The 21,227-nt window shown below is 60.8% G+C and carries 22 protein-coding genes; 7 read left to right on the plus strand and 15 right to left on the minus strand.

The features are described 5' to 3' along the window. Position 1: 1 nt before the first annotated feature. The gene (locus JNB85_RS19485; protein WP_220335946.1) at positions 2-283 is read right to left on the minus strand and encodes a hypothetical protein; all 282 of its coding nucleotides are present in this window, start codon (positions 281-283) and stop codon (positions 2-4) included. A 230-nt stretch (positions 284-513) separates the two neighbouring features. Continuing rightward, positions 514-777: a DUF6894 family protein gene (locus JNB85_RS19490; protein WP_220335947.1), complete on the minus strand. Its 264-nt coding sequence runs from the start codon at positions 775-777 to the stop codon at positions 514-516. Between the two features lie 262 nt (positions 778-1,039). Here JNB85_RS19490 and JNB85_RS19495 point away from each other — a divergent pair, with 262 nt between their 5' ends. Together JNB85_RS19495 and JNB85_RS19500 are read left to right on the plus strand one after the other, a co-directional pair. Further along, on the plus strand, positions 1,040-2,113 hold the full coding sequence (locus tag JNB85_RS19495) for an ornithine cyclodeaminase (protein ID WP_220335948.1): 1,074 nt from the start codon (positions 1,040-1,042) through the stop codon (positions 2,111-2,113). After that, the gene (locus tag JNB85_RS19500) at positions 2,101-3,447 is read left to right on the plus strand and encodes an MmgE/PrpD family protein (protein WP_220335949.1); all 1,347 of its coding nucleotides are present in this window, start codon (positions 2,101-2,103) and stop codon (positions 3,445-3,447) included. Before JNB85_RS19495 ends, JNB85_RS19500 begins: the two co-directional genes overlap by 13 nt. Here the strand turns inward: JNB85_RS19500 and JNB85_RS19505 are convergent. Both JNB85_RS19505 and JNB85_RS31125 read right to left on the minus strand, forming a co-directional pair. After that, positions 3,444-4,844: an amidohydrolase family protein gene (locus JNB85_RS19505; RefSeq protein WP_220335950.1), complete on the minus strand. Its 1,401-nt coding sequence runs from the start codon at positions 4,842-4,844 to the stop codon at positions 3,444-3,446. The genes JNB85_RS19500 and JNB85_RS19505 overlap by 4 nt on opposite strands. Before the next feature lie 15 nt (positions 4,845-4,859). Continuing rightward, positions 4,860-5,558, minus strand: a complete 699-nt coding sequence (locus tag JNB85_RS31125; protein ID WP_220335951.1) for a winged helix-turn-helix transcriptional regulator — start codon at positions 5,556-5,558, stop codon at positions 4,860-4,862. Positions 5,559-5,761: 203 nt separating this feature from the next. Here JNB85_RS31125 and JNB85_RS19515 point away from each other — a divergent pair, with 203 nt between their 5' ends. Together JNB85_RS19515 and JNB85_RS19520 are read left to right on the plus strand one after the other, a co-directional pair. Next, positions 5,762-6,469, plus strand: a complete 708-nt coding sequence (locus tag JNB85_RS19515) for a response regulator transcription factor (protein WP_220335952.1) — start codon at positions 5,762-5,764, stop codon at positions 6,467-6,469. A gap of 122 nt (positions 6,470-6,591) precedes the next feature. After that, positions 6,592-7,296, plus strand: coding sequence for an autoinducer binding domain-containing protein (locus tag JNB85_RS19520; RefSeq protein ID WP_220335953.1), 705 nt, complete (start codon positions 6,592-6,594; stop codon positions 7,294-7,296). A gap of 283 nt (positions 7,297-7,579) precedes the next feature. On the opposite strand, the gene trbI is transcribed toward JNB85_RS19520, so the two are convergent. From trbI to JNB85_RS19575, 11 genes are read right to left on the minus strand one after another with little or no spacing between them, the layout of a single operon-like run. Beyond that, positions 7,580-8,872 carry an IncP-type conjugal transfer protein TrbI gene (trbI, locus tag JNB85_RS19525; protein WP_220335954.1) on the minus strand — a complete coding sequence of 431 codons (1,293 nt, stop codon included), beginning with the start codon at positions 8,870-8,872 and terminating at the stop codon, positions 7,580-7,582. Between the two features lie 12 nt (positions 8,873-8,884). Continuing rightward, on the minus strand, positions 8,885-9,310 hold the full coding sequence (locus JNB85_RS19530; protein ID WP_220335955.1) for a hypothetical protein: 426 nt from the start codon (positions 9,308-9,310) through the stop codon (positions 8,885-8,887). Between the two features lies 1 nt (position 9,311). Continuing rightward, positions 9,312-10,103 carry a P-type conjugative transfer protein TrbG gene (gene trbG / locus JNB85_RS19535; RefSeq protein ID WP_223216555.1) on the minus strand — a complete coding sequence of 264 codons (792 nt, stop codon included), beginning with the start codon at positions 10,101-10,103 and terminating at the stop codon, positions 9,312-9,314. 53 nt (positions 10,104-10,156) lie between these two features. Beyond that, complete coding sequence (trbF, locus tag JNB85_RS19540) at positions 10,157-10,813, minus strand: conjugal transfer protein TrbF (RefSeq protein WP_220336037.1); 657 nt, start codon at positions 10,811-10,813, stop codon at positions 10,157-10,159. A gap of 20 nt (positions 10,814-10,833) precedes the next feature. Further along, positions 10,834-12,036: a P-type conjugative transfer protein TrbL gene (gene trbL / locus JNB85_RS19545; RefSeq protein ID WP_220335957.1), complete on the minus strand. Its 1,203-nt coding sequence runs from the start codon at positions 12,034-12,036 to the stop codon at positions 10,834-10,836. After that, positions 12,030-12,827, minus strand: a complete 798-nt coding sequence (gene trbJ, locus JNB85_RS19550) for a P-type conjugative transfer protein TrbJ (RefSeq protein WP_220335958.1) — start codon at positions 12,825-12,827, stop codon at positions 12,030-12,032. The genes trbL and trbJ overlap by 7 nt, the downstream gene beginning before the upstream one ends. Beyond that, complete coding sequence (locus JNB85_RS19555) at positions 12,814-15,243, minus strand: conjugal transfer protein TrbE (protein ID WP_220335959.1); 2,430 nt, start codon at positions 15,241-15,243, stop codon at positions 12,814-12,816. The genes trbJ and JNB85_RS19555 overlap by 14 nt, the downstream gene beginning before the upstream one ends. Before the next feature lie 8 nt (positions 15,244-15,251). Then, entirely contained in the window at positions 15,252-15,551 is a 300-nt protein-coding gene (locus tag JNB85_RS19560; RefSeq protein WP_220335960.1) for a conjugal transfer protein TrbD, read from the minus strand. Then, positions 15,548-15,916, minus strand: a complete 369-nt coding sequence (locus tag JNB85_RS19565) for a TrbC/VirB2 family protein (RefSeq protein WP_220335961.1) — start codon at positions 15,914-15,916, stop codon at positions 15,548-15,550. The genes JNB85_RS19560 and JNB85_RS19565 overlap by 4 nt, the downstream gene beginning before the upstream one ends. Beyond that, the gene (gene trbB, locus JNB85_RS19570) at positions 15,906-16,865 is read right to left on the minus strand and encodes a P-type conjugative transfer ATPase TrbB (RefSeq protein ID WP_220335962.1); all 960 of its coding nucleotides are present in this window, start codon (positions 16,863-16,865) and stop codon (positions 15,906-15,908) included. Before trbB ends, JNB85_RS19565 begins: the two co-directional genes overlap by 11 nt. 10 nt (positions 16,866-16,875) lie before the next feature. Then, positions 16,876-17,502 carry an acyl-homoserine-lactone synthase gene (locus JNB85_RS19575; RefSeq protein WP_220335963.1) on the minus strand — a complete coding sequence of 209 codons (627 nt, stop codon included), beginning with the start codon at positions 17,500-17,502 and terminating at the stop codon, positions 16,876-16,878. 147 nt (positions 17,503-17,649) lie between these two features. Between JNB85_RS19575 and JNB85_RS19580 the strand changes: the two genes are divergently transcribed. From JNB85_RS19580 to repB, 3 genes are all read left to right on the plus strand, one after another. After that, positions 17,650-17,826, plus strand: a complete 177-nt coding sequence (locus tag JNB85_RS19580; protein ID WP_220335964.1) for a hypothetical protein — start codon at positions 17,650-17,652, stop codon at positions 17,824-17,826. 1,182 nt (positions 17,827-19,008) lie between these two features. Continuing rightward, a complete protein-coding gene (gene repA, locus JNB85_RS19585; protein ID WP_220335965.1) occupies positions 19,009-20,202 on the plus strand; it encodes a plasmid partitioning protein RepA in 1,194 nt (397 codons plus the stop codon). 4 nt (positions 20,203-20,206) lie between these two features. Beyond that, positions 20,207-21,208 (plus strand): plasmid partitioning protein RepB, encoded by a 1,002-nt coding sequence (repB, locus tag JNB85_RS19590; RefSeq protein ID WP_220335966.1) that lies wholly within the window; start codon positions 20,207-20,209, stop codon positions 21,206-21,208. The last annotated feature ends 19 nt before the right edge of the window (positions 21,209-21,227 follow it).

Consider the following 21,227-nt stretch of genomic DNA (forward strand, 5'->3'; position numbering starts at 1 on the left):
TTTATCGATTGGAGCCGATGATCCATGCGACAGCAGCAGTGACGGCGACGGCTGCGATCGGATTATCCTTGATCCAGGCCCTGATCCCGCCGAGGAGGCCGTTGCTGTCTGTGTTTTCGGTGGCCGGCGGCGCGCCGGCGACCGAGGTGATCGAATGCGATACCGGATCGGAGGCTGGAAACGTATCCTCGAGCGCCTTGTCGAGCGCGCCGTCGTTTCCGCGCTCCTGCTTTGCCTTGTCGAGCTCATAAGCCTCGACGGCGGGGGATTTGGACTGGGTCATCTCTTCCTCCATCTGTTGGTCGCCTAACGCCGCCGAAAACCTCGAAGTTCCGTTCTGTCCCGTCCAGTGCAAGGATTTCGTTGGCGAGCGTCCCAGTCCTATGGTCCTGCAAGACCAGACCCCATTACCGGTGCATGCGACGGTCCGCGTGACCCGGGAACCGAGACCGACCGCAGGCGATCGCAGGCACTCCGAAGACTTCGCAAGGCCGACGGTGACCTTGGTGGCTCTTATTGTCCGACGGGCGGTGTAGGCGGTGGCGTTTTTGAGATCTCCTCGAGAAGCAGCCGGAATTCGGCAATCGGGGCACGATCTTCATCGAAGAGTTCGACAGAGATCATGTTGAGCGGAGCCTCCGGCAGCCCATCGCAGGCCATTTGGGCAAGCGCCAGTTTTGCCTCGCGCTTGGCATCATCGAGGCTTGAGAATTCGTGCGCGACTTCGGCTGGTTCGGGGCTTGTGCGGTCGATAACCTGAAAGAAAAATTTCTGCATGGGCACCTCCTTGGCCGAGAACATCAAGCATGTCTCTTTGTTCCCGAAACGCGGTGGCCACTCCGCCTCGAAAAGCGAACCGGTGGATGGCACCACCGCTGCGCGCCATCAGCACCGAAACGTCCTCGAAAGGTTTCCGAACCGTCGCATTCACCGCGTCATGCAGCAGAAAAGATTGGCCAAATATTCACCCGCAGCTCCCGGCAAAAACCCTAAGCTCAAACCGTGCAGGCCTTAGATCGCGACAAGGGAGGAGACGACGATGAAGGCATCGGACGATATCTTGTTTTTAAATGCCGGAGACATGGAGCACAGCGATCGCGCTTTGACGATCGGCGAGATTCACTTGGCCACGGCCAAAGCCTGGGATGAAATCCGATCGGGAACAGCGCGCGGCGGAAAGGCGGTCTTTTCGCTTTCGGAGGAGGAGTTCTGGTCAAGGCCTGACTTCTCCGCCTTCAGGGAGGACTTTGCCGACGAGCGGCTCGGCTGGAAACTGTCGTCGCTCTACGGCGTGAATTCGACATATGGCGGTGTGAAGGTCATCGGGGCGAATGCGTTCAATCGGCGTCTTGGCCTGCCGCGATCGACGTCGACCTTCATCCTCTTCGACAAATATACGCTTCGGCCAATCGCCATCCTCGACGAAACGGCTCTGTCGGCCGACCGGACCGGAACCTACGCATCGATCGTCGCCGAGCGATGCCTGCGCCGGCAGGCCACCGTCTCCGTCTTCCTTCTGGGATCGGGGCCGGTCGCCCGCAGCGTGATCCGCTCGCTCACCTATTCCTGCGAAACCGGGATTGAGCAGATCTTCATCCGCAGCCGCAGGATCGAAAATGCTCGTGCCCTGGCGATCGCGCTTTCGGCCGAGACGAAGATCCCCCTCCTCTGCGTCGAGGATAACAGGGCGATGCGCGACTGCGCGCTCGTTATCACAGCAACCAATGCCCGCGCCCCGGTGTTTGGTGACGAGGAGCTCCAAGAAGCGGCGACGACCCTTCATCTCGGCGGCGACGAGGCGCCGGCGGACTACCTGCGGCGCGTACTGCGCTCCGGGCTCGTCATCTGCGACGACCTTCCGACCGTTTCGCGGCGCAATTCGCAGAGCATCGCTTTGCATTTTTCCCGCCAGGGCCTGTCGATGGAAGCCGTCGGGCCGCTGATCGGCATTCGCTCGCTCTCAGATATGCAGGACTGGTCTCTGGATGCGGATGGGCCGACCTGCATCACGTGTGTCGGCCTGCCCATGCTCGATCTTTTCGTTGCGCAGGCGAGCTACGAGAAATATTGCCGGGCCGCTGATGCCGATCGGATCGCCGGATGCACTGTCTGAGCCGCGTCCTTGCAGATCATGTATGCCAGGGCCCGACCGCTTATCCGGCCGAACTTAACGATGTCGCCCGACGCTGCATCCTGGACCTCGTGGGCGCTGCTGTTGCCGGCGCCGACATGCCCGGCCCCGTTGCGGCGCGCTCCATTGCCACCTCCGTTTTTGGAACTGGCACCGACACGATCTGGCTAACTGGGAATAGCTCGCCCACCGGCGCGCTGTTCTGCAATTCGACAGCCGCGACTGCCCTCGACATTGATGATGGACATCGTGCGGCTCGCGGCCATCCGGGTGCAGCAGTCATTCCGGCCGCTTTGATGTTGACAGCTCGCGCCGGCGCAACCGGCGCAGAACTGTTGAGCGCCGTCATCTGTGGCTATGATGTCGGGGTGCGGATTTCAGCTGGCCAGATCGCCGAACGGATTAGGACGCGGCAGTCGGGGCGCTGGGCGAGCTTTGCAGCGGCCGCAACGGCCGGCCGTCTGCTTCGGCTCGAACCCGATCGCCTTGCCCATGCGCTCGCGATCGCCGGCGTGCTTGCGCCCAACCAGCTTGCCAACGGCAGCTCGGGCTATTCGAAAATGACCGGCAACGATGTGAAGGAAGGCATTGCCTGGAGCAGCATTCTCGGGCTGACGGCAGCTCATCTGGGAGGTGCAGGGTTTACCGGTCCCGCAGATATTCTCGATCATTCCGACTATTACGATGGCGCGCGCATCGTTGCAGACCTCGGTCGCCGATGGGAAATCGGCGATACCTATTTCAAGCCCTATGGCTGTTGCCGCTATATTCATGCAGCCCTCGACGCCTATGGCGAAATCGCCGCAGCGGATACGATCGACGCCGATGACATCGTCGAGATCGAGGTTCAAACCTTTTCCTGGGTTCAGAAACTCGCAAACAGTCTCGAACCGCAAAGCCTGATCGATGTGCAATATAGTCTTCCCTATTGTGTGGCGATTTTTGCGCGAGACGGCAGCAAGGCACTGTCGCCGATTGATGCCAGTGCGATCGGACGCAAAGACCTGCAGCGGTTGGCACGCAAAGTACGGATGACGGTCGATCCGCAAATCGATCGGTCTTTCCCGGCGCAGACCCTGGCGCGAGTGATCGTGAGCACACGCACGTTGCAGCTTGTCTCTTCTGTCCACACCCCGCTTGGAGAACGGGCGAAACCGATGGATTGGTCGGCGATCGTGCAGAAGTTCGAGACTGTTACTCGACATCGGCTTCAGGAAAAACACCAGCAGGAGCTTATCGATGCCGTCGCGGCACTGCCGGACGGAGACCCGGCCGCAATCACCAGATTCCTCGGGCGCTCGACCAAGTCGTCTTAGGCACCTTCTGACACCTCCTGAGATGAGATGGAGTTGAATCGGAGCTCTCCGTTGAAGACGACGATCCTGCCGGCGCAGAGGACGTGGCGGACCCGGGCGAGATTGTGGGAGTGGCAGATGACGATGTCGGCACGCTTGCCTCTGGCGATCAAGCCGCGGTCGCCCGCAAGCTCAGGAAAGATCCGCGCCACGTTTCCCGTCGCCTTGGCAATAGCTGCTGCCGGCAGGCACAGCCTCTTTCTCACCAGCCGATGAACCGCCTCCAGGATACCATCCCAGTCGCCGCCGGCAAAATCGGTCGAAATCGTATCGACGAGACCGGCTTCGACCAGGGCATCGACATTGCCCGGCCCATTGCGCCAACGTGTCGAGATGCCGTCGAGTGTCGAAACGTCGATGCTGGCGCCGAGATCGCGCAGCGCCACGGCAGTCTCCAAGGCTTCCTGGGCCGTGAACGAGGGATGGTTGCTATGGCCGGCGACAATCCTCGCCTTTGGATGGGCTCTTGCAAGATCGATCAGCTGGCTGGCCGTTGGTGCTGCGTTATGGAAAATAGCCGGTATTCCCGTGCGGGCAGCCTCGCCGGCAATTTCCGCAAGACCCCTGCGGGCGAGCGCTACTGGCGGCATCACCGTCTCGCGGATCAGACTGGACAGGCTTTCAGCCGTGAAATGCCGCCCGAGCCCGTTCTCCTCCATCAAACGCGCGAGCGCTTCGTCGCCCGCGGTGTCCGCTCCGTCCAGACTGCGCCCGAGCGTCGCTTCTTTGAGGAGCCGCGCCAAGTTCGGATGCACGACGATGCCGCAGGCTTTTTCGATCGCGGCAGGAAGAATGCGGTAATCCTGGGCGCCCCCGCCAAGCGTCTGGCCACCGCCGGCCTCGCCAAGCGCCTTGGCGCCGCGGCTAAGAAGGTCATCGATCCTTGCTGCCAGATGTCTGGCCGAAAGCCCTTCGCCATCGACTGCTCGAGCGGCGGCGAGGCTGGCTGGCGTGTGAGCGGTGCTGATATGGACGTCAAGCGGATGGCCCCCATTGGGGCCGGCATCGATCTCGTCGTCGAGCGCAAGGCCGCAGACGTTTAGCAACGTCGTCGTGCCAGACAGGAGGTGGCGGTTACGCTGGTAGTCGACCTCTCTTTGATCGAAGGGTGCTGATCCGCTTGGCATTGAAGGACCGAAGACGCAGCCATGCGCGTGGGCGTTGATCACTCCGGGCATGACGATGCATCCCGACGCGTCCAGCACAAGATGGTCTGGGAAGAGCGAAGGCAGATCGAGCTCTACGACCGCCTCTATCCGGCCATTTGCAAGAAGCACGCTCGCCTTGTCGAGCACGGTTACGCCGTCACCTGTGATGACGATCGCATTGATGATCACGATCGGACGGATCTGGCTCATACGGCTGCCCTTTCTTCATTCCCGGTCGAATTCGATGCCGTAACCGATCCCGCGAACGGTACGGATGATGTCCCTTGCCATGACGGCCGAAAGCGCCCTTCGGAGCCTGCCGATATGGACGTTGACGGTTTTCGGGTCCACGAATACGGCTTGCGGCCAGGCCAAGGACGCCAGTTCGTCGCGCCGGAAGGCGCGGCTGGGCTCGCCCGTCATCGTCCGCAACAGTGCGAATTCGATCGGCCCAAGATGAATATCGCGACCGTCATACATCACACGATGGGCGCGCGGGTCGACGGTCAGCCCCCGGTGTTGGATGGCCTCTTGTTCCTGATGCATGCACGATCGGCGGCCGTTGGCGCCAAGCAGTCGTTTGAGCGCGCGCAGATATCGGTCGGGCTCGATCGGCCGGATAAAGACCTCATCCACGCCGGCGTTGAGAAACGCCTCGTAACGGTGCTCCGCTTCTTTCGGGACGAGCGTGACAATGCGAACTTGGCCGATCCCTGCATCCGATCTGAGTGACCTGCAAAGGTTGATTGCGAACTCATTCCTGCCGTCAAGAACGAGCCCGACGTTCTGTTTCTGCCTGATCGCGTCGACCGTTTCAGCCGGGCCCATGGCAAGGTCGGTAGAAAACCCCTCAACCTCGAGGATATGACGGAGCGTCAGCGAGAAGTCGGCATCGAGCGAGCTTATGACGATATTGGGTTTCACGGGCGGACCGCGAGAAATCGAGTTCCTTTTCGACTCGACAACTCTTGTGCGCAACGATGCCATGAACGGTCAATGGCTGCAAAGACTATGATATTAAATGTTATTTCCTCTGAGGATACGGCGGCTTGGAGCTTTCGCCCACGCCGATTGATCCCCTCACATCTGCGACTTGAAGGTGCCGCATTCTGTGCTGTCCTGACCGGATGGAAACGCCGCGACGGAAGTCCGCCATACTCATTGCCACCGACGATTTCTCCTCCGCCGCACCACTGGTGGAGGAGCTCGGCAGACACGATCTCGCAAGCACGGTCGTCGCGCCCGCTCAAGCCCCCGCTCAAGCGCGGTCAGGCGGTCGCTGTCGAATTCTCATCATCTCCGCGTCCGCCACGGCGGAAATAGGCCTCGACCTGTGCCGGCGCATCCGCGCCGCGAGTTCGATACCGATCATCCTTTTGAGTGGAGCTGAGGAGCAACTCGATGGTCTTGAGGCGGGCGCTGACTATTGCCTTCCCTTTCACACGGACATGCGCCGGCTGATGGTCCATGTTCGCGCACTCCTGCGCAGATCCGATTTGTATGAGGACGAGCGTCGGTTCACCCTCAATTTTGAGGGCTGGGGCGTCGACCCGCGCCGTCGCGAGTTAGTGGCGCCTGACGGCTCGCATGTCGCACTACTGGCGGCAGAATTCGAGATCCTGATCGCCCTGTGCCGACAGCCAGGCGTCATCCTGTCACGTCGGGCGCTTTTGGACGCCACGCATATCGGCCTCGGCAGGCCGCTCGAGCGTAGTGTGGACGTGCACATCTGCCGGCTGCGCCGCAAGCTGGCCCAGGGCGGAAATGCCGCCGAACTCATCCAGACCGTCCGTCTGGGCGGCTATGTCTTCGTTGGTCAAATCAACCCTGAATAAGTACGGATTCCAATTATCGTGTCATAGGTGTTTAATCCAGGTTGCAGGCATATGGAGTGGCGAGGATGCCCGGTTGGGCGATTGTCTTTAGTCGCGAAGCCGGCCAACGGGAGCGATGTGTATTGAAGAAACGACTGGATAACCTGATTGATGTTCTAAGCCTTTCGACCGATGAACGTTCGACGCACCACGCACTCTTGTCATTCGCCGAGCAATGCGGCTTCGACCATTTCGCTTATGTAAACGTGCGTGCCGGCGATACCGAAGCCTTCTCTAACTATCCGCCGGAATGGCAAGATATCTACTTTGCAAACCAGTATCAGACGGTCGATCCCGTTATCACTGCCGCAAAACGCTTGCTGAAGCCATTTCATTGGTCGGCGACGGGCCTGTGGTGGTCCTCTTCACCGGAGGAACGAAAATTCTACGAGCATGCGCGTCAATTCGGCATCGTTTCCGGGCTCTCCATGCCGATCCCCACCGAATTTGGTCGAATAGCGGTTTTGACACTGGCATCGAAGCTTCCCGATTTCCAATTCGACGGCGCAATCGATGACATTCGTGCGGCGACCGCCACAGCAATGGTCCATGCAACGCTAAAAATCGCCGACCCGTCCACCATGCGCAGAGCGGATGTCAGCCTGTCCGTGCGGGAAAAGGAATGCCTGAGCTGGGCCGCACGCGGCAAATCGATGTCGCTGACGGCCGACATCCTCGGGATCAAGAAGGTGACCGTTCGCTACTATCTGGACGGCGCGCGGCGCAAGCTCGGTGCCCATACGATGTCGAATGCGATCTATCTGGCGACGCGCCTCGGGCTGATTTGAAAACGCGAGCCGCGGCGCTGGCATCAAAGCGAGCGCGTACGGCTTCGAACTGGACTGCCGATGCCAGGATATTTTTGGCAGGTCGTTGTAACGCGCCGGAGAACGCGCTCCCGTGCTACCTAAGGGTGGGATTTGAGCTGCGTGCGAATACACCCATAGCGATGTCGGACCGCGACGTTCGGCTTAGCAGCGTCCTTTCGCTGCAAACAATTGGGTCAGGCGACGCCGTTCTGATAATAGGTGTCCGTGTCGGATAGTTCGGTCAAATCCCATGGTATCGGCGCTAGAATGCGGGATAGGCGCCCGGAAAGACGATATCCTGATCGACGAGGAGGTTGAACCTGTAACCGGGTCGGATTTGCAATGTCGGCTGGACGTTCAGGTTCTTGTCGATCGTCCGCTCGGCAACGCGTCCGAAGCTTTCCGCGAAATTGCGCCTTGCTGCGTCAGAGGCGGTGTCCTCTGTCGCCCGCGTCGAGCTTTCGGGAATGGAGGCATCGATGCCCGTTCCAATCAGCGCGATGAGGGCGGCTGACCCAAACGTGCGAAGCGTGTGGTTGCCGACGCGATCCCTGAAGCCCCCGTAACCTTCGGCGTCCGTGCCCGCCATGCCGCCGATCTGCAGCGTCTGGCCGTTCGGGAAGATGAGGTCGGTCCACACGACCAGTACGCGCGCCTGGCCGAAAGCGATCTTCGAATCGTAGCGACCGAAGAGTTTTGCCCCTTGCGGGATCAGCAGGCGGTTGCCGGTCGCGCTGTCGTAGACGTTCTGGCTGACCTGGGCGCTGATCCGCCCCGGCAGGTCCGAATTGATGCCGGAAATCAGCGTTGCGGGAATGACAGATCCCCGTTTGAGCTCATAGGGCGAAAGCTGTGGCACGACCCTGTTTGGCAGGTAGCCGAGCTCCTTTATGTCCCCGTTGAAGAAATCCTCCTTCGAGAGCTGCTTGTTTGGATCGGCATTCTGGCCGGCAGAACCCGCCTCGAGCGCCGCTTGATAGAGATCGAGGGGCGCCGCTGGCGCTCTGCCGGCGGAGCGTCCCTCTCCCTCATCGCCAGTTGGCGCGGGGACGCGCGCCTGCGTGACATCGACCTGAAGCGGCGAATCCAGCGCCGCTTCCGCCGCCTGCAGACGTGCCATGCGGCGGCGCTCGATCTCCCGCAGATAGCGTTCGCGCCCTTCGCGTGCCAGCCGAGCTTCGAAAACGTCGTCGGACTCCGGCTCTATCGCTTCTGGAGCCGCCTTCTGAACGACGGGCGGTGGTTCGGGCGCCAACTGATTGGGCGCCGTCTCGGGAGGCTGCGGTTTGAACCGGTCCGCCGGCTCTGGCTCGCCGATTATGCCGTCCTGAATCCCCCGTTTGAGCTGGTCCGCATAGTTCGATGCGGGGATGCCGGTTCCATCTTCCTGCTGCGCTTGCCTCCCGTAGAATCCCCTGCCTGCAAGGCCGAAAATGATCACAGCAAAGAAGATCAGGATCAGGCCGAGCGTTACGAGCACCGGCAACCTGCTGAGGCGACGCATCGGCTGGCTCTGTCCCTCCGGTAGGTGCCCGAGCTGGAGTGATTGAGCCATGGCGTGCTCCTGCTAGAACGTCGTGACGGACAAAGGGCCGGTCGGCGTTACCCGCGCACCCGAGACGGCGTAGATTCGGGCAAGCCGTATTTCGTCTGTCGAGAGACTGGCGAGAAGGCCATCGGCAGATTGCGTAAGACCGTAGGAGAGGATGATCGCCTTCGCCTTGGGTGTCGCACCGCTCGCGACGGTGTAGCCGGACGCTTTCAGCGACGCGCGCAGCGCCGGCGAGAATTCCGACGCCTCATCTGAGAGTCTGATCAGGCTCGATGCAGGAGACAGACGCTCGGAAAGCCGGACCGCCATGTCGCCTGCGATCACCGCCGCGACGTCCGGCGAAACCGGTGCTGGCTCGATCGCAAGCCCCCCGTCGCCGCTCGGAGCCTGGCAGCTGTCGAGAGCCACGCAGCAGGCGAATGCAAGGAGGGATCGGCGCATGTCAGCTGCTCCGCCGGATCGTGACCTGCTGCTTGCGCCAGCCGACGCCGGAGACGAGGACGGCGCGTTCGATATTGTAGTCGACCACCATCATGTCGTTTGCGAGGCGATAGTTGACGATGCGGTTCTGCCCGCCGGAAACGACGAAGAGAACGGGTGCGTCCTGTCCGGCCAGGGTGCGGGGGAACTGGATATAGGTCTTTAGCCCGTCGGAATAGACGCGCGTCGGCTTCCATGCTGCGCTGCCGCTGACGGTATAGGAAAAGTTCAGACCTTCTGCCGGCACGCCCGTTCCGGGCGCCCCTTTGACCTCCAGACGTGCATTCACTTCGGCGAGCCTGTCGGAAACGTCGTCCGGATAGGAAAAGCCGACGCGTGCCATATACTGGTTGGGATGGGACCTCAGCTGGATATGGTAGGTGCGCCGGGATGTCGTGATGACCATCGATGTCACCAAGCCGGGCTCTGCGGGCTTGACGATCAGGTGGATCGCCTGCCCCCCGACCGCTCCCGAAGTTGCCGGCTCGACCTTCCACCTGACCGTATCGCCGACGAGAACGTCGCGCACCACTTCGCCCGGTTCGAGCTCGATGTCGCAGACCTGGAGCGGTGAACAGACGATGGAGGGCTGGGTCTCGCCGAAGAGGAAGACAATCTTGCCATCGGGGCCTCTCGTCACGAGGCCGCGGCCGTCGCGCCATTTCGACGACAGGCTCGTCCCCTTCGTCTCGTTTGCGCTCAGCGATTGTGCCTTGGCCGGCGCCACGCTGGCGGCCATCGCAGCAAGGATCATAAAGGAGAAGGTAAGCGATCGATGCGTCCTGCAATCCATGAATTGTCCTCGTTTCATAGCTGTGCGGTCCAGTCGAGGTCTTTGAGATAAAGCCCGATCGGGTTTAGGCGGATCGTCGCCTCGTCCTGTGGTGCCGTCATCGTCACGGTAGCGATCGCCCTGAACCGTCGTGTGCCGGTTTCCTTGCCGCGTCGATCACGTTCGAACTCGGTCCAGTCGATCTGGTACGACTGGTTCGACAATGCCACGATATTGTTGACTTCGACGGCCACCGTTGCGGTCTTCGCCTTTTCAAACGGGGAATTGCCCCGAAACCAGGCGTTGATCTTCTGGGTCGACGGGTCGGAGGTCCTGAGCAGCGCATAGGTCCGGTCGATATATTGCTTCTGCACGACAGCATCGGGGGTGACCGAGCGAAAGCTGGTGACGAAGCCGCCAAGTATCGCGCGCACGACGCGGACATCCGCATATTCGATATGCTCGGGAAACCCGGCCGAAGAGGGCGTACCAAGCCTGTCGACCTCGACGATATAAGGGACGAGTTTTACCTGGGTGCTCAGGTATAGTGCGTAGCCGACGCCGACGAGGGCGATCGACAGAGAGAGAATGGCAACGATGCGCCAGGCCGCCGCTGCCCGCACATAGGACCCGTAGCGCTCGTTCCATTCGAGGCGCGCCGCGAGGTAGGGGTTCTCCGAGGCATGCGCCATCACGACCTTGTCTTCGCTCTTCATGGGCGATGCCTTTGCCGGGGCGCGGTCGAGGACGGCCCGGCCGCGCTCATGCGCCCGTGGTCGAGCTTGGAATTGGCAAGGCCGAGCAGCGAGCTTGCATGGGATCCCGGCGCTTCGATGGCCTTTTCCTTCATGGCCGACCCGGTAGCCTTGCCTGCGGCCCCGATCCCTTCGGCCATGCCGCTTAAGATGGCGCCCGCCATCGAAGCGCCGCCGGCCCGAGCCGACCGGGCAGCCGCCATGCCGGCCGATGCGCTGCCGGCCGCGAGGAATCCTGCGCCCGCTGCAAGGGATGCGGCTTGGCTGCCGTGGCGGATGACCTCCATGCCGTTGCCGACCGACACACCCTGGATGACGCCCTGGATGATATTTGGCACATAGATCGCGATAACGAAGACCACGACCGCAATTCCGGCGATCGCAAGCAGCGTCTGGAACTGCTCGCCGATTTCAGGACGGTTGGCCAGACCGATCAAGACCTCGGAGCCGATGCGGGCGATCATGACGAGCGCCATCAGCTTCATTCCGACGCTGAACGCGTAGACCAGATATTTGATGGCGAAGTCCTTGGTGAAGGAGGAACCACCGAGCCCGAGCATGATCATGCCGGCGAGGAGGCCGATATACATTTCCGCCATGATCGCCACGAAGATCGCTGCCACCAGCGAAAAGGCGATGACCACTACGATCGTTGCGAAGGCGGCCGAGATGGCAAGCGCGTTGTCCTCGAAAAGGCCGAAGCGGATTTTTTCAGCCATCTTGCCGGCCACCACCAAGCCTGCATTGAAGATGTCTGCGGGTGAGGCGTTGCCGCCGGACGCCCCGATCTGGAAGAGACTGTCGACAACGGCCTTTGCAAAGCTCGGCCCTTGGTCGAGGACAAGTGCGAAGAAGCCGACGAACATGATGCGACGCACAAGGGCTGCGAACCATTCCTGCAGCGATGGCGCCTGCAACGCGAGCCAGATCGCGGCCAGACCGATCTCGATCGAGGCCAGGATCCAGAAGAGCGATCGCGCCGCATTCGAGACGGTCTGCTCCCAACCGCGAGCCGCACTGCTGATCTCGTCCTGCAAGGATGTGATGAGGGAGCCTTCCTGGCCATGGGCGGGAGCGACCGTGAGGGCAAGAAGAAAGACTGCCGAGGCGATGGCGCGCGCGGCAATCGCTGCGGTGTGACATTGTAGGGACCTCACCATTGCGGCTCCATGGTCCGGCCGCCGGTTGTCGGCGGGACAGTGGACTCGAAGAAGCGCTCGCGGCGGGCCTGCGCAAGGTCTTTGTCCGTCTGCCCGTTTTGCAGCCACGCCCCCATCATCGTCATCTGCTGCGAGACGAGACCGCGAAGCTTCTGCATCTGGGCGACTTGCTGGGCGGCGATCTGGTGCCCGACCTGAATCGCCTTCAGCTGCCCGTCGGCCCCTTCCGACAGCGAGCGAAGGGCTGCCATCGTCGACTCCTCGCTGTCGAATTGCCTTGCCGTGAGGCGCGCCGCACTGAGCGTTGCTGCGATCGTGTCTCGATTGGTGTCGGACCAGGTCTGATAGGTGGTTGAAAATTCCTCTGCGCTCGGCAGGCTTCTGCGCAGGTTTGCATAGCTTGAAAAACGCTGCCGCAAAATGTCGTCGGCATTGGCCATCGAAAAAGCGATGCTCTGGCCGTCGGAGACGATCGAGCGCAACTGATTGAGGTCGCCCTCGACCTCTCCCCAGATATGAGCCGGAAGCTGCTTCGTGTTCTGCAGCATGTTTTCGTAGATCTTCAGTTGGTTTTGGATCTGTTCGGCAAGCTGGGTGATCTGGGTCAGCTGGTTATCGACCTGGACGCCGGAACTTTCGAGCAGCTTGACGAGCTCGCCATTGTTGGCAAGCTGCGTGAATTCGGTCGCAGCACCGGTTGCGGCCCCCGCCATGACGACAGGCGGTCTGGCTGCTGCCGCTACGAGGACGGCAAGTGAGAGGGCCAGGATGCGGCTGCTAGAGGATGACATCGGGCACTCCCCTCTCCCTCAGCCAGACCGATGGCCATTCATCGCCATGCTCGCTGCGTAGCTTGCGGATGCGTTTGAGGTCGTCCTTGCCGGAGGCACCGACGAAGGAGAGCGCAAGCGGTCCGAGTGCCATGTCGAAGAGGCGCCGGCCGTCAGGAGAGACGACGTAATAGTCCCGTTTCGGTCTCGCGGTCGCGACAATCTCGAGCTGACGTTCGTTCAATCCTATCCGCTCGTAGAAATCCCGCGTGCCGGGCTCGCGTGCCGAACCATTCGGCAGGCAGATCTTCGTCGGGCAGCTTTCCTTCAGCACGTCGATAATGCCCGAACGCTCGGCATCCGAAATAGACTGGGTGGCTAATACGACGGCGCAATTGGCCTTGCGCAGCACTTTGAGCCACTCGCGGATCTTCTCACGAAAGGCTGGATGGCCGAGCATCAGCCAGGCCTCATCAAGGATGATGAGGCTCGGTGCGCCATCCAGCCGTTTTTCGATGCGCCGGAAGAGATAGGTCAGAACCGGAAGCAGCGTCCGCTCGCCCATCGTCATCAGCTGTTCGATCTCGAATGTCTGGAAATGCCCGAGCATCAGGCCGTCGCTTTCGCCATCGATCAGCTGCCCCATCGGCCCGTCCACCGTAAAATGACGCAGCGCCGTCTTCAGGTCACGCACCTGTACTCCGCTTACGAAATCCGACAGAGAGCGCCCTGGCGAGTTAGCCATCAATGCGATCTGCCGCGCTATTGCATTGCGATGATCGGGCGTAACGGAAATACCCTGCAGGCCGATGAGCGTTTCGATCCATTCGCACGCCCAGGCGCGATCGGCCTCGTCCGACAGGGACGCGAGTGGACAGAAGCTGAGGGCAGCACCCTCCCCTTCCCCGCCGATCTCATAATGGTCGCCGCCGGCAGCAAGGGTGAGTGGCAACATCGACAAGCCCTTGTCGAAGACGAAGAGCTGCGCATCCCGGTAGCGCAGGAACTGGGCGGCGATCAGAGCCAGGAGCGTCGATTTTCCCGAGCCCGTCGGGCCGAAGATCAAGGTATGGCCGACATCGTCAACGTGCAGGTTGAAGCGAAATGGGGTGGAGCCGGAGGCGACCTGCATCAAGGGCGGTGCGGCCTCCTCATAAAACGGGCATGGGGCCGTCGCGCTCCCCGTCCACACCGCGTTCAAGGGCACGAGATCGGACAGATTGCGGGTGGTGATAAGAGGTTCGCGGACATTGCAGTACCAGTTGCCGGGCAGACTGCCGAGATAGGCCTCTGTGGCATTCAATGTTTCGATGCGGGCGCCGAACCCTTCTGCCTGGATCAGCCGGCGAACAGCCTCCGCCTTCGTCTGCAGGCCGTCTGCACGATCGTCGAAAAGGACGACGACAGGCGTATAGTATCCGTAGGCGACAAGCTCGGATGCGGCTTCAGCGATCGCATCTTCGGTTTCGCTCACCATTGACAGCGCGTCCTGGTCGACCGACCTGCTCTGGGTCTGAAAGAGCTGGTCGACAAACGGCCGTACCTTCTGCTGCCACTTCTTTCTGGTTCGCTCGAGCCTGACCCGAGCTTCCGTAGCGTCGAGGAAGATGAAGCGTGACGACCAGCGATATTCAACCGGCATGAGGTCGAGACTATTGAGGATCCCGGGCCAGCTTTCAGCCGGCAATCCATCGATCGCAACGATTGCGACGAACCGATTGTCGATCTTGGGGGCCAACCCGTGCAGCAGTTGCGCCGTCAAGATGCAATCGAGATACATGGGCACGTCGGGCAGCCGGACGGGGTGATTTTCGCCAGTGATGCAGAAGCGGATGAATTGCAGGAGCTCGTCATAGCGGCCGCAATCGGGGCCGGCCTTGAAGCTGCGCGTCCGCATTCTGCGAATAGACAAGGTGGTTGCAAGATACTGCTCGATCTCGCGTATTGCCGCCTCGAAAGCTGAAAGTGCGATCTCCGCATGGCCCTGCTTGCGGCTGACGGGGTCGGAATAGAGGTATTTGCCGAACGTCGAACGGCGAGGCTCGGGTGGTCGATGGGTGAGAATGATGGCGTGGTGACATTCGAAATGGCCACCTTCGCTCTCGAAATGCCGGCGGCGCTCCTCGTCGATTGCGCGCGTCACTCGGTCTGGAAAATGCGAGCGATCGGGGCTGGCATAATCGGCCGTCGCCACGCGGACGGCCTCCACCTGGATCATCCATCCGGAGCCAAGGCGCGAAAGCACCTGGTTTATCTGCCGGGCGACCTCGTTGCGCTCGCCATCGGTCGAGCTTTCGCAATCCGGTCCGGAGAAATACCAGCCGGCCATCAGGGAGCCGTCCTTCAGGAGAAGGACGCCTTCGGCGACCAGGCCTGCATAGGGGACGAGATCGGCAAAGGATGGTCCGGCATGGCGGAAAGAGCGAAGCGCCACCATGACCCACCTCAAACCGTTCGCCAGGGCGTCGACGTTGCCCGGTAGTGGGAGCGGTAACGCATATGGCGAAGATAGATCCTGCGCATCATCGGATCGGCCTTGGCCATGCGACGCAGCAGCCCGATGATCGCCAGCCAGATCGCAATGCCGATCACGACTGAGTAGACAGTCAGCACGACGAAGATGAGAATGATGGCTGCAAGGCCGGTGAGGAGCACAAGCTCACGATCGGCGCCCATCAGAAGGTTCGGCCGAGACAAGGCGCGATGGATGCGGTTTTTCTGCAGCGCCGGGATGTGCGGGGTCATCGCGTCTTTCCTCCCCTCTCTTCTTCCACATGGACCGCGAGCGCAGATATGCCGATTGTGGCGCCTGTCGCATTGAAAAGTGCGACGATCTGGGTGGCTCCGAGGAGAACGCCGGCAACGAGGACAAGGTACATCAGGCGCCGCGCGAAATCATTGAGTTCGCCGCCGAAGATCAACATGCCGCCGGCCACCGCAACTGCCGCAAGGGCGATGAAGCCTGCGACCGGACCTGTGATTGATTCCTGGATCTGTTCGAGCGGCGCTTCCCAGGGCAAGCCTCCTCCCGAACTTGCGAGAGCCGGATGTCGAAGGCCTGTGACCGCCAGGAAAACAGGTCCGATGAGAGCACGATATCTACGCCGCATGACGTCCCTCCACGTCGGGTTCGAGATGATAGGCACCGCCGGAAAAACCGTTCACCTGGAGGATATCCGTGATGCGTCTGCCCTGCGGGGTCCGTTCGATCGAGACGACGAGATCCACGGCCTCGCCGATGACCGCCTGCATGGGCTGGCGACTGGCTTCGGCGGTAAGCTGTTCGAGACGGACGAGTGCAGAATGCGCTGAATTGGCATGAAGGGTCGTCACACCGCCAGGGTGACCAGTGTTCCATGCTTTCAGAAGGGTCAATGCTGCGCCGTCGCGTACCTCGCCGACTATGATGCGGTCGGGGCGCAGGCGCATGGTGCTCTTGAGGAGCTGCGCCATGTCGACCTCGTCGCTCGTTCGCAGGGACAGCACGTTTGCAGCCGCACATTGAAGCTCGCTCGTGTCTTCCAGAATGATGAGGCGATCGTTCGGGCAATGGTTTGCAATCTCAGCAATGATCGCGTTCGAAAGCGTCGTCTTGCCAGATCCGGTGCCGCCTGAGACGACGACGTTGAGCCGGGCACCGACGGCGTCGCGCAGGATCCTCGCCTGTCTTGCAGTCATGATACGCGACGTCACGTAGTCGTCGAGCGCGATGAGCTGGCTCGCGTGCCTGCGGATCGAGAAGGCCGGACCTGACACGATCGGTGGGAGCAGGCCCTCGAAACGATGGCCGCCGATCGGCAGCTCCCCGGACACGATGGGGCGTGCCGTATCGACCTCGGTGTTTAGGACATGGGCGACGACGCCTATGATGATTTCGGCGCTCCCCTCCTCCATTTCGCCAGCGCGGACGATGCCTGCGCCGAGCCGTTCGATGAAGAGGCACCCGTCCGGATTGAGCATGATCTCGCTGACCGAGGGGTCTGCGAGCGCGGTCAGGAGCGAGGGACCGAGAGCGTCCTCGAGCTTTCGCACGAGCCGCGGTAATGAGCGTGCTTGCATAGCCAGGTCCTCAGGCGGCGCAGCGAAAGCAGGTCGATAGGGGCGAACGGTAGGCAGCCGGCCGCAGCGCCTGGAAATGCTCGTCCGAGACGGGCAAGCTTCCAGCAACGCTCATGACGTTGCCGATCAAATGCGGTTTGCCGTAGCGCGAAAGCGGCCAGGCGGCGCGTTTGAGAATCCGCTCGAACCGCAGGTCTGTCACCGTGGCAATTTCCGTCATGCCTTTGGCCAGGCACCATTCGAGAATGGCGGCAAACAAAAAGACGGTCGCCTCGTTCAAACCGAAGGCTCCGGCCGCCGCCTTCGTCTCTGTGTCGACGCAGAACCTGGAACTTTCGACCATGCGTGCATGCGGCACGAATGGCCTATCACCCAGAAGTTCCGGAAAGACATCGACGAGCATGGTCGGGCCAAGCGCTGGAAGCAGACGTGCCGAGGCAATTGCTTCACCGCCCTCATCGACGATGATGATGTAGGAGACTGCAAGGTCGTCGAACCGATCGCGCTCCCTCCCCTCTTCGACCGTGACCTCCCAGTTCAGGCGCGCGCCAAACACGCGTGCCCTGAGGCGGAACATGCTGTCGAGAAGATATGGTTCTGATGCTGCATCTGCCGGTGCGATCGCCGTCGCAAACATGAGCGTTCTCCACGTCAATTGAGGTGCGGTTATCCAAACCACGATGTCTGCGGCTTGTCAGACCCTCCAATGTGAGGGGGCCTTGATCGCGCTGCAGAGGTGCTTCATCCACAAGGGATGGAAAGGTTGTCGGTGGAGTAATTTACGTTGATGCTCGTCGAAATGTCGGTGACGATCGCGGCCGCGGGGGACGAGGTCCTCAGTGCAGCCATTGGTGACGATTTCCGCCAAGACTGGCAGCGCGCGGCAAGAGTGGATCTCTATTCGCGCCCGGTAGCAGAATTCGACCGGCCGCTTTTCGCCGGAGGCGCCCCTGATTTGTAAGCGACACGCGCTGCTGCTCGCGAACCGGTCGGCGTGCTTGAATTTCAGGTTCATTAACCATGTGACGTAATGGCCTTATTTCACCAGGCGGAAGCGAAATCTGCACTCACTTCCGTTGGCCATTTTGGATGTCGCCCAAGCAACCCATCTCTGGGCGCTCTGTCCGACCGGTTTCGAGCAAATCGAAGGCCGTCGTCCATCAATCGCAGCTCTCAGGCAAGACTGCCAATTTGAGTGGGTTCGGTCGTCGGGCGAGCGGGACGCGAATTGTGCTGCGGTGCGAAGCCGGAGCCCGCAGTCGTCAGAGCAAATCCACTCGGGTGAAACGGTATTCCTGGCTAGGCGGCACCAGGCAGAGGTGCCGTGGTCAGACTTCATGAAGCGAACCTTTCTCCACCTCTGCAGTGGCATTGGATCCCCTTCCCTCGTCCACCGTCAAATCGTGAACCGCGTCATGTGACCAGCAATCGGTCGCGCTAACTTGGCCGCCACCGACCTTCCAAAGCGCATTTTTACTTTCCGTCGAAAGACGTGGTCTTGGAGAGTGTTCAACGCGATATCGTGCACTTGATGCCATCGTGGGTGGGTCCTCATGGAATGGCTGCCGGTCAGGCCGTTGGCCAGGTCGCATCGTAGACAATCACCGAAAGCTGTCAGTCGCCTTTCATGCGATTCACGCGTCTTGAATCTCGGCCGATTCGGACAGAGGGCATTTCGCTTCGAACAAAACAGCGCCCGATCGACTGGGCACTCGGGCATTCGGCGTGACCGATGCCGCTCCGATCTCGCCGCTGCGTTCGTAGACCCACATCTCTTGTTGTCCGCGGACAACATGTAACGTTCTGACGATTGGCGACGCAGCGCGAGCCCCCTCACATGCGTGGGGATGAGCCTCAGTAGACTTTCGCATATCCTCGATTCCGGCGCAGAAGTACGCAGAAGGTCGGCGATCGTTACGCTTATCGAAACTCGCGGTAGGCGGATCACGTACCTCACCAATATGCCTTCGCGGCTTCGATGGCGGCGCATTACGAAGAGTCGTGCTGCAGAAAAGGAGGCCAAAAAGGCCTGTGGACAGCCTTATGGTTAAGCGTTTGTAAATCAGTAACGAATCACGCGATAATGTAACTGCGCAGTTGATGCCGTTTCTCCCAAAATTGCGCAATTAAATCGGAAACCAAGATGCTAGCGAATCCAGTTCTGAAAGACGATCAAGAGCACCTTCCGTCGCTTCTGGCAACGGATGCTCAGGAGCTCGCCTATCAGCTCCAGCAGCACCAGGCGAAAATTTTCCCGCCGCTGTCTCGAAAGACGATGCGGTTATTCTCTCCGGCGGAAGCCGCTTCCTATATCGGAATCGGCGAAGGTTATCTCCGTCAGATCGCCAAAGACGGCCACGGACCCGATCCACTTGCCAACGGCCGGCGCCAGTATGATGCCGACGACATGAACCGCATCCGTCAGGCGCTCGACGAGCGCAATGGTATGCCGAAATATGTCCCCATCCGGCGCGGCGCTGAGAAGCTGCAGGTCGTCTCGGTCATGAACTTCAAGGGCGGCTCCGGCAAGACGACGACGTCGGCCCATCTCGCGCAGTTTCTGGCGCTACGCGGCTACCGCGTGCTTGCCATCGATCTTGACCCGCAGGCGTCCCTTTCGGCGCTCTTCGGCCACCAGCCCGAACTCGACGTCGGTGAGGGAGAAACGATTTACGGCGCCATCCGCTACGAAAATCCCGTGCCGATCTCCGAAGTGGTTCGCTCGACCTATACTCCGAACCTCCACATCATTCCCGGCAATCTCGAACTGATGGAATTCGAGCATGAGACGCCGAAGGCGATGACAGGAGGCACTGCCGAATCCATGTTCTTCGCCCGTATCGGCGAGGCGCTGACCGATATCGAAAGTCTCTACGATATTGTTGTCATCGACTGCCCGCCGCAGCTTGGCTTTCTCACGATGTCGGCTCTTTGTGCTGCGACCTCCGTGTTGATCACTGTGCATCCGCAGATGCTCGACGTCATGTCGATGTCGCAATTCCTGACGATGACGAGCGAACTCATGTCGGTCGTCGAACGGGCAGGCGGGCGCACCAGCTACGACTGGATGCGCTATCTCGTCACTCGCTTTGAACCCAATGACGGACCGCAGAGCCAGATGACCGGCTTCATGCGGGCGATCTTCGGCAATCGCATGCTTCAGAACTCGATGCTGAAGTCGACGGCAATCTCGGATGCTGGCGTTACCAAGCAGACGCTCTACGAGGTCGACCGCTCTCAGTTCACCCGTGGAACCTACGACCGGGCGCTGGAATCGATGAACCTCGTCAACGGCGAGATAGAGGCCCACATCCGCTCGACCTGGGGCAGGAGATAGCTGAATGGCGCGCAAGAACCTTATCGAAGTCTCGAACGAAGTTCGCCCGGAAGCGTCTGCAGTCGCGCCGCGTGACAGCCGGCCAATCGCCGGCTTCATCCCGCAGTCCCGCAGTGGCGGCCCTGTCGGCGGCATTACCAGGACGCTTGGCAATATCACCGAGAAGGTTGAGCGCGCCAATGACCTGGAACGCCAGCTCGCCGAGGGCCAGACAGTCGTCGAGCTCGACCCGGCCCTGATTGATGCTTCCTTCGTCGCCGACAGGCTTGAAGTCGACGCCGCTGAGCTCGCGCAATTGACGGATCAGATCCGCGAACACGGCCAACAAGTCCCTATTCTGGTGCGTCCGCATCCCGACGGCACGGGCCGTTTCCAGGTTGCCTTCGGCCATCGCCGCCTCGCTGCTGCCAAAGCGCTCGGGATCAAGATCAAGGCGATCGTGCGGGCGCTGAGCGACGAACAGCTTGTCGTCAGCCAGGGTCAGGAAAACAATGCCCGCACCGATCTTTCCTACATCGAGCGGGCGCTGTTTGCGTACCGGCTCGATGAGAAAGGTTTCGGCAGCGACGTGGTGATGGCTGCGCTGAACGTCGACAGGGCTGCATTGTCACGAATGCGTCTTATCACGCGTCAGGTTCCGATCGCGCTGATCACTGCGATCGGATCGGCGCCGGAGATCGGCCGACGGCGCTGGGTTGAGTTCGGCGAACATCTCGAGACGGCCGATATAGACGCGCTCCTAAAAATGTTGTCCGCGGACAACATGGGCGGCATGTCGAGTAATGACCGGTTCCATCATGCCTTTGCGCTGGCGACGAAAAAGCCGACGGGTGCGAAGGCTGCCATGACGTCAACGCGAATCGGCGATCTGCCGGTGAAGCTCAAACGCACGCCGGCGACCGCGACCTTTGTTTTCGACAGTAAGGCAGCGCCAGGTTTCGATGAATTCGTGCAGGAGAGGCTCAAGCATCTCTATGCAGAGTACCAACAGCAAAGAGGAGCTTAGGAAAGCAAAAGAAAAAGGC

The organism is Rhizobium mesosinicum (assembly GCF_019511345.1).
In the GTDB taxonomy this organism is placed as follows: Bacteria; Pseudomonadota; Alphaproteobacteria; order Rhizobiales; family Rhizobiaceae; genus Rhizobium; species Rhizobium mesosinicum.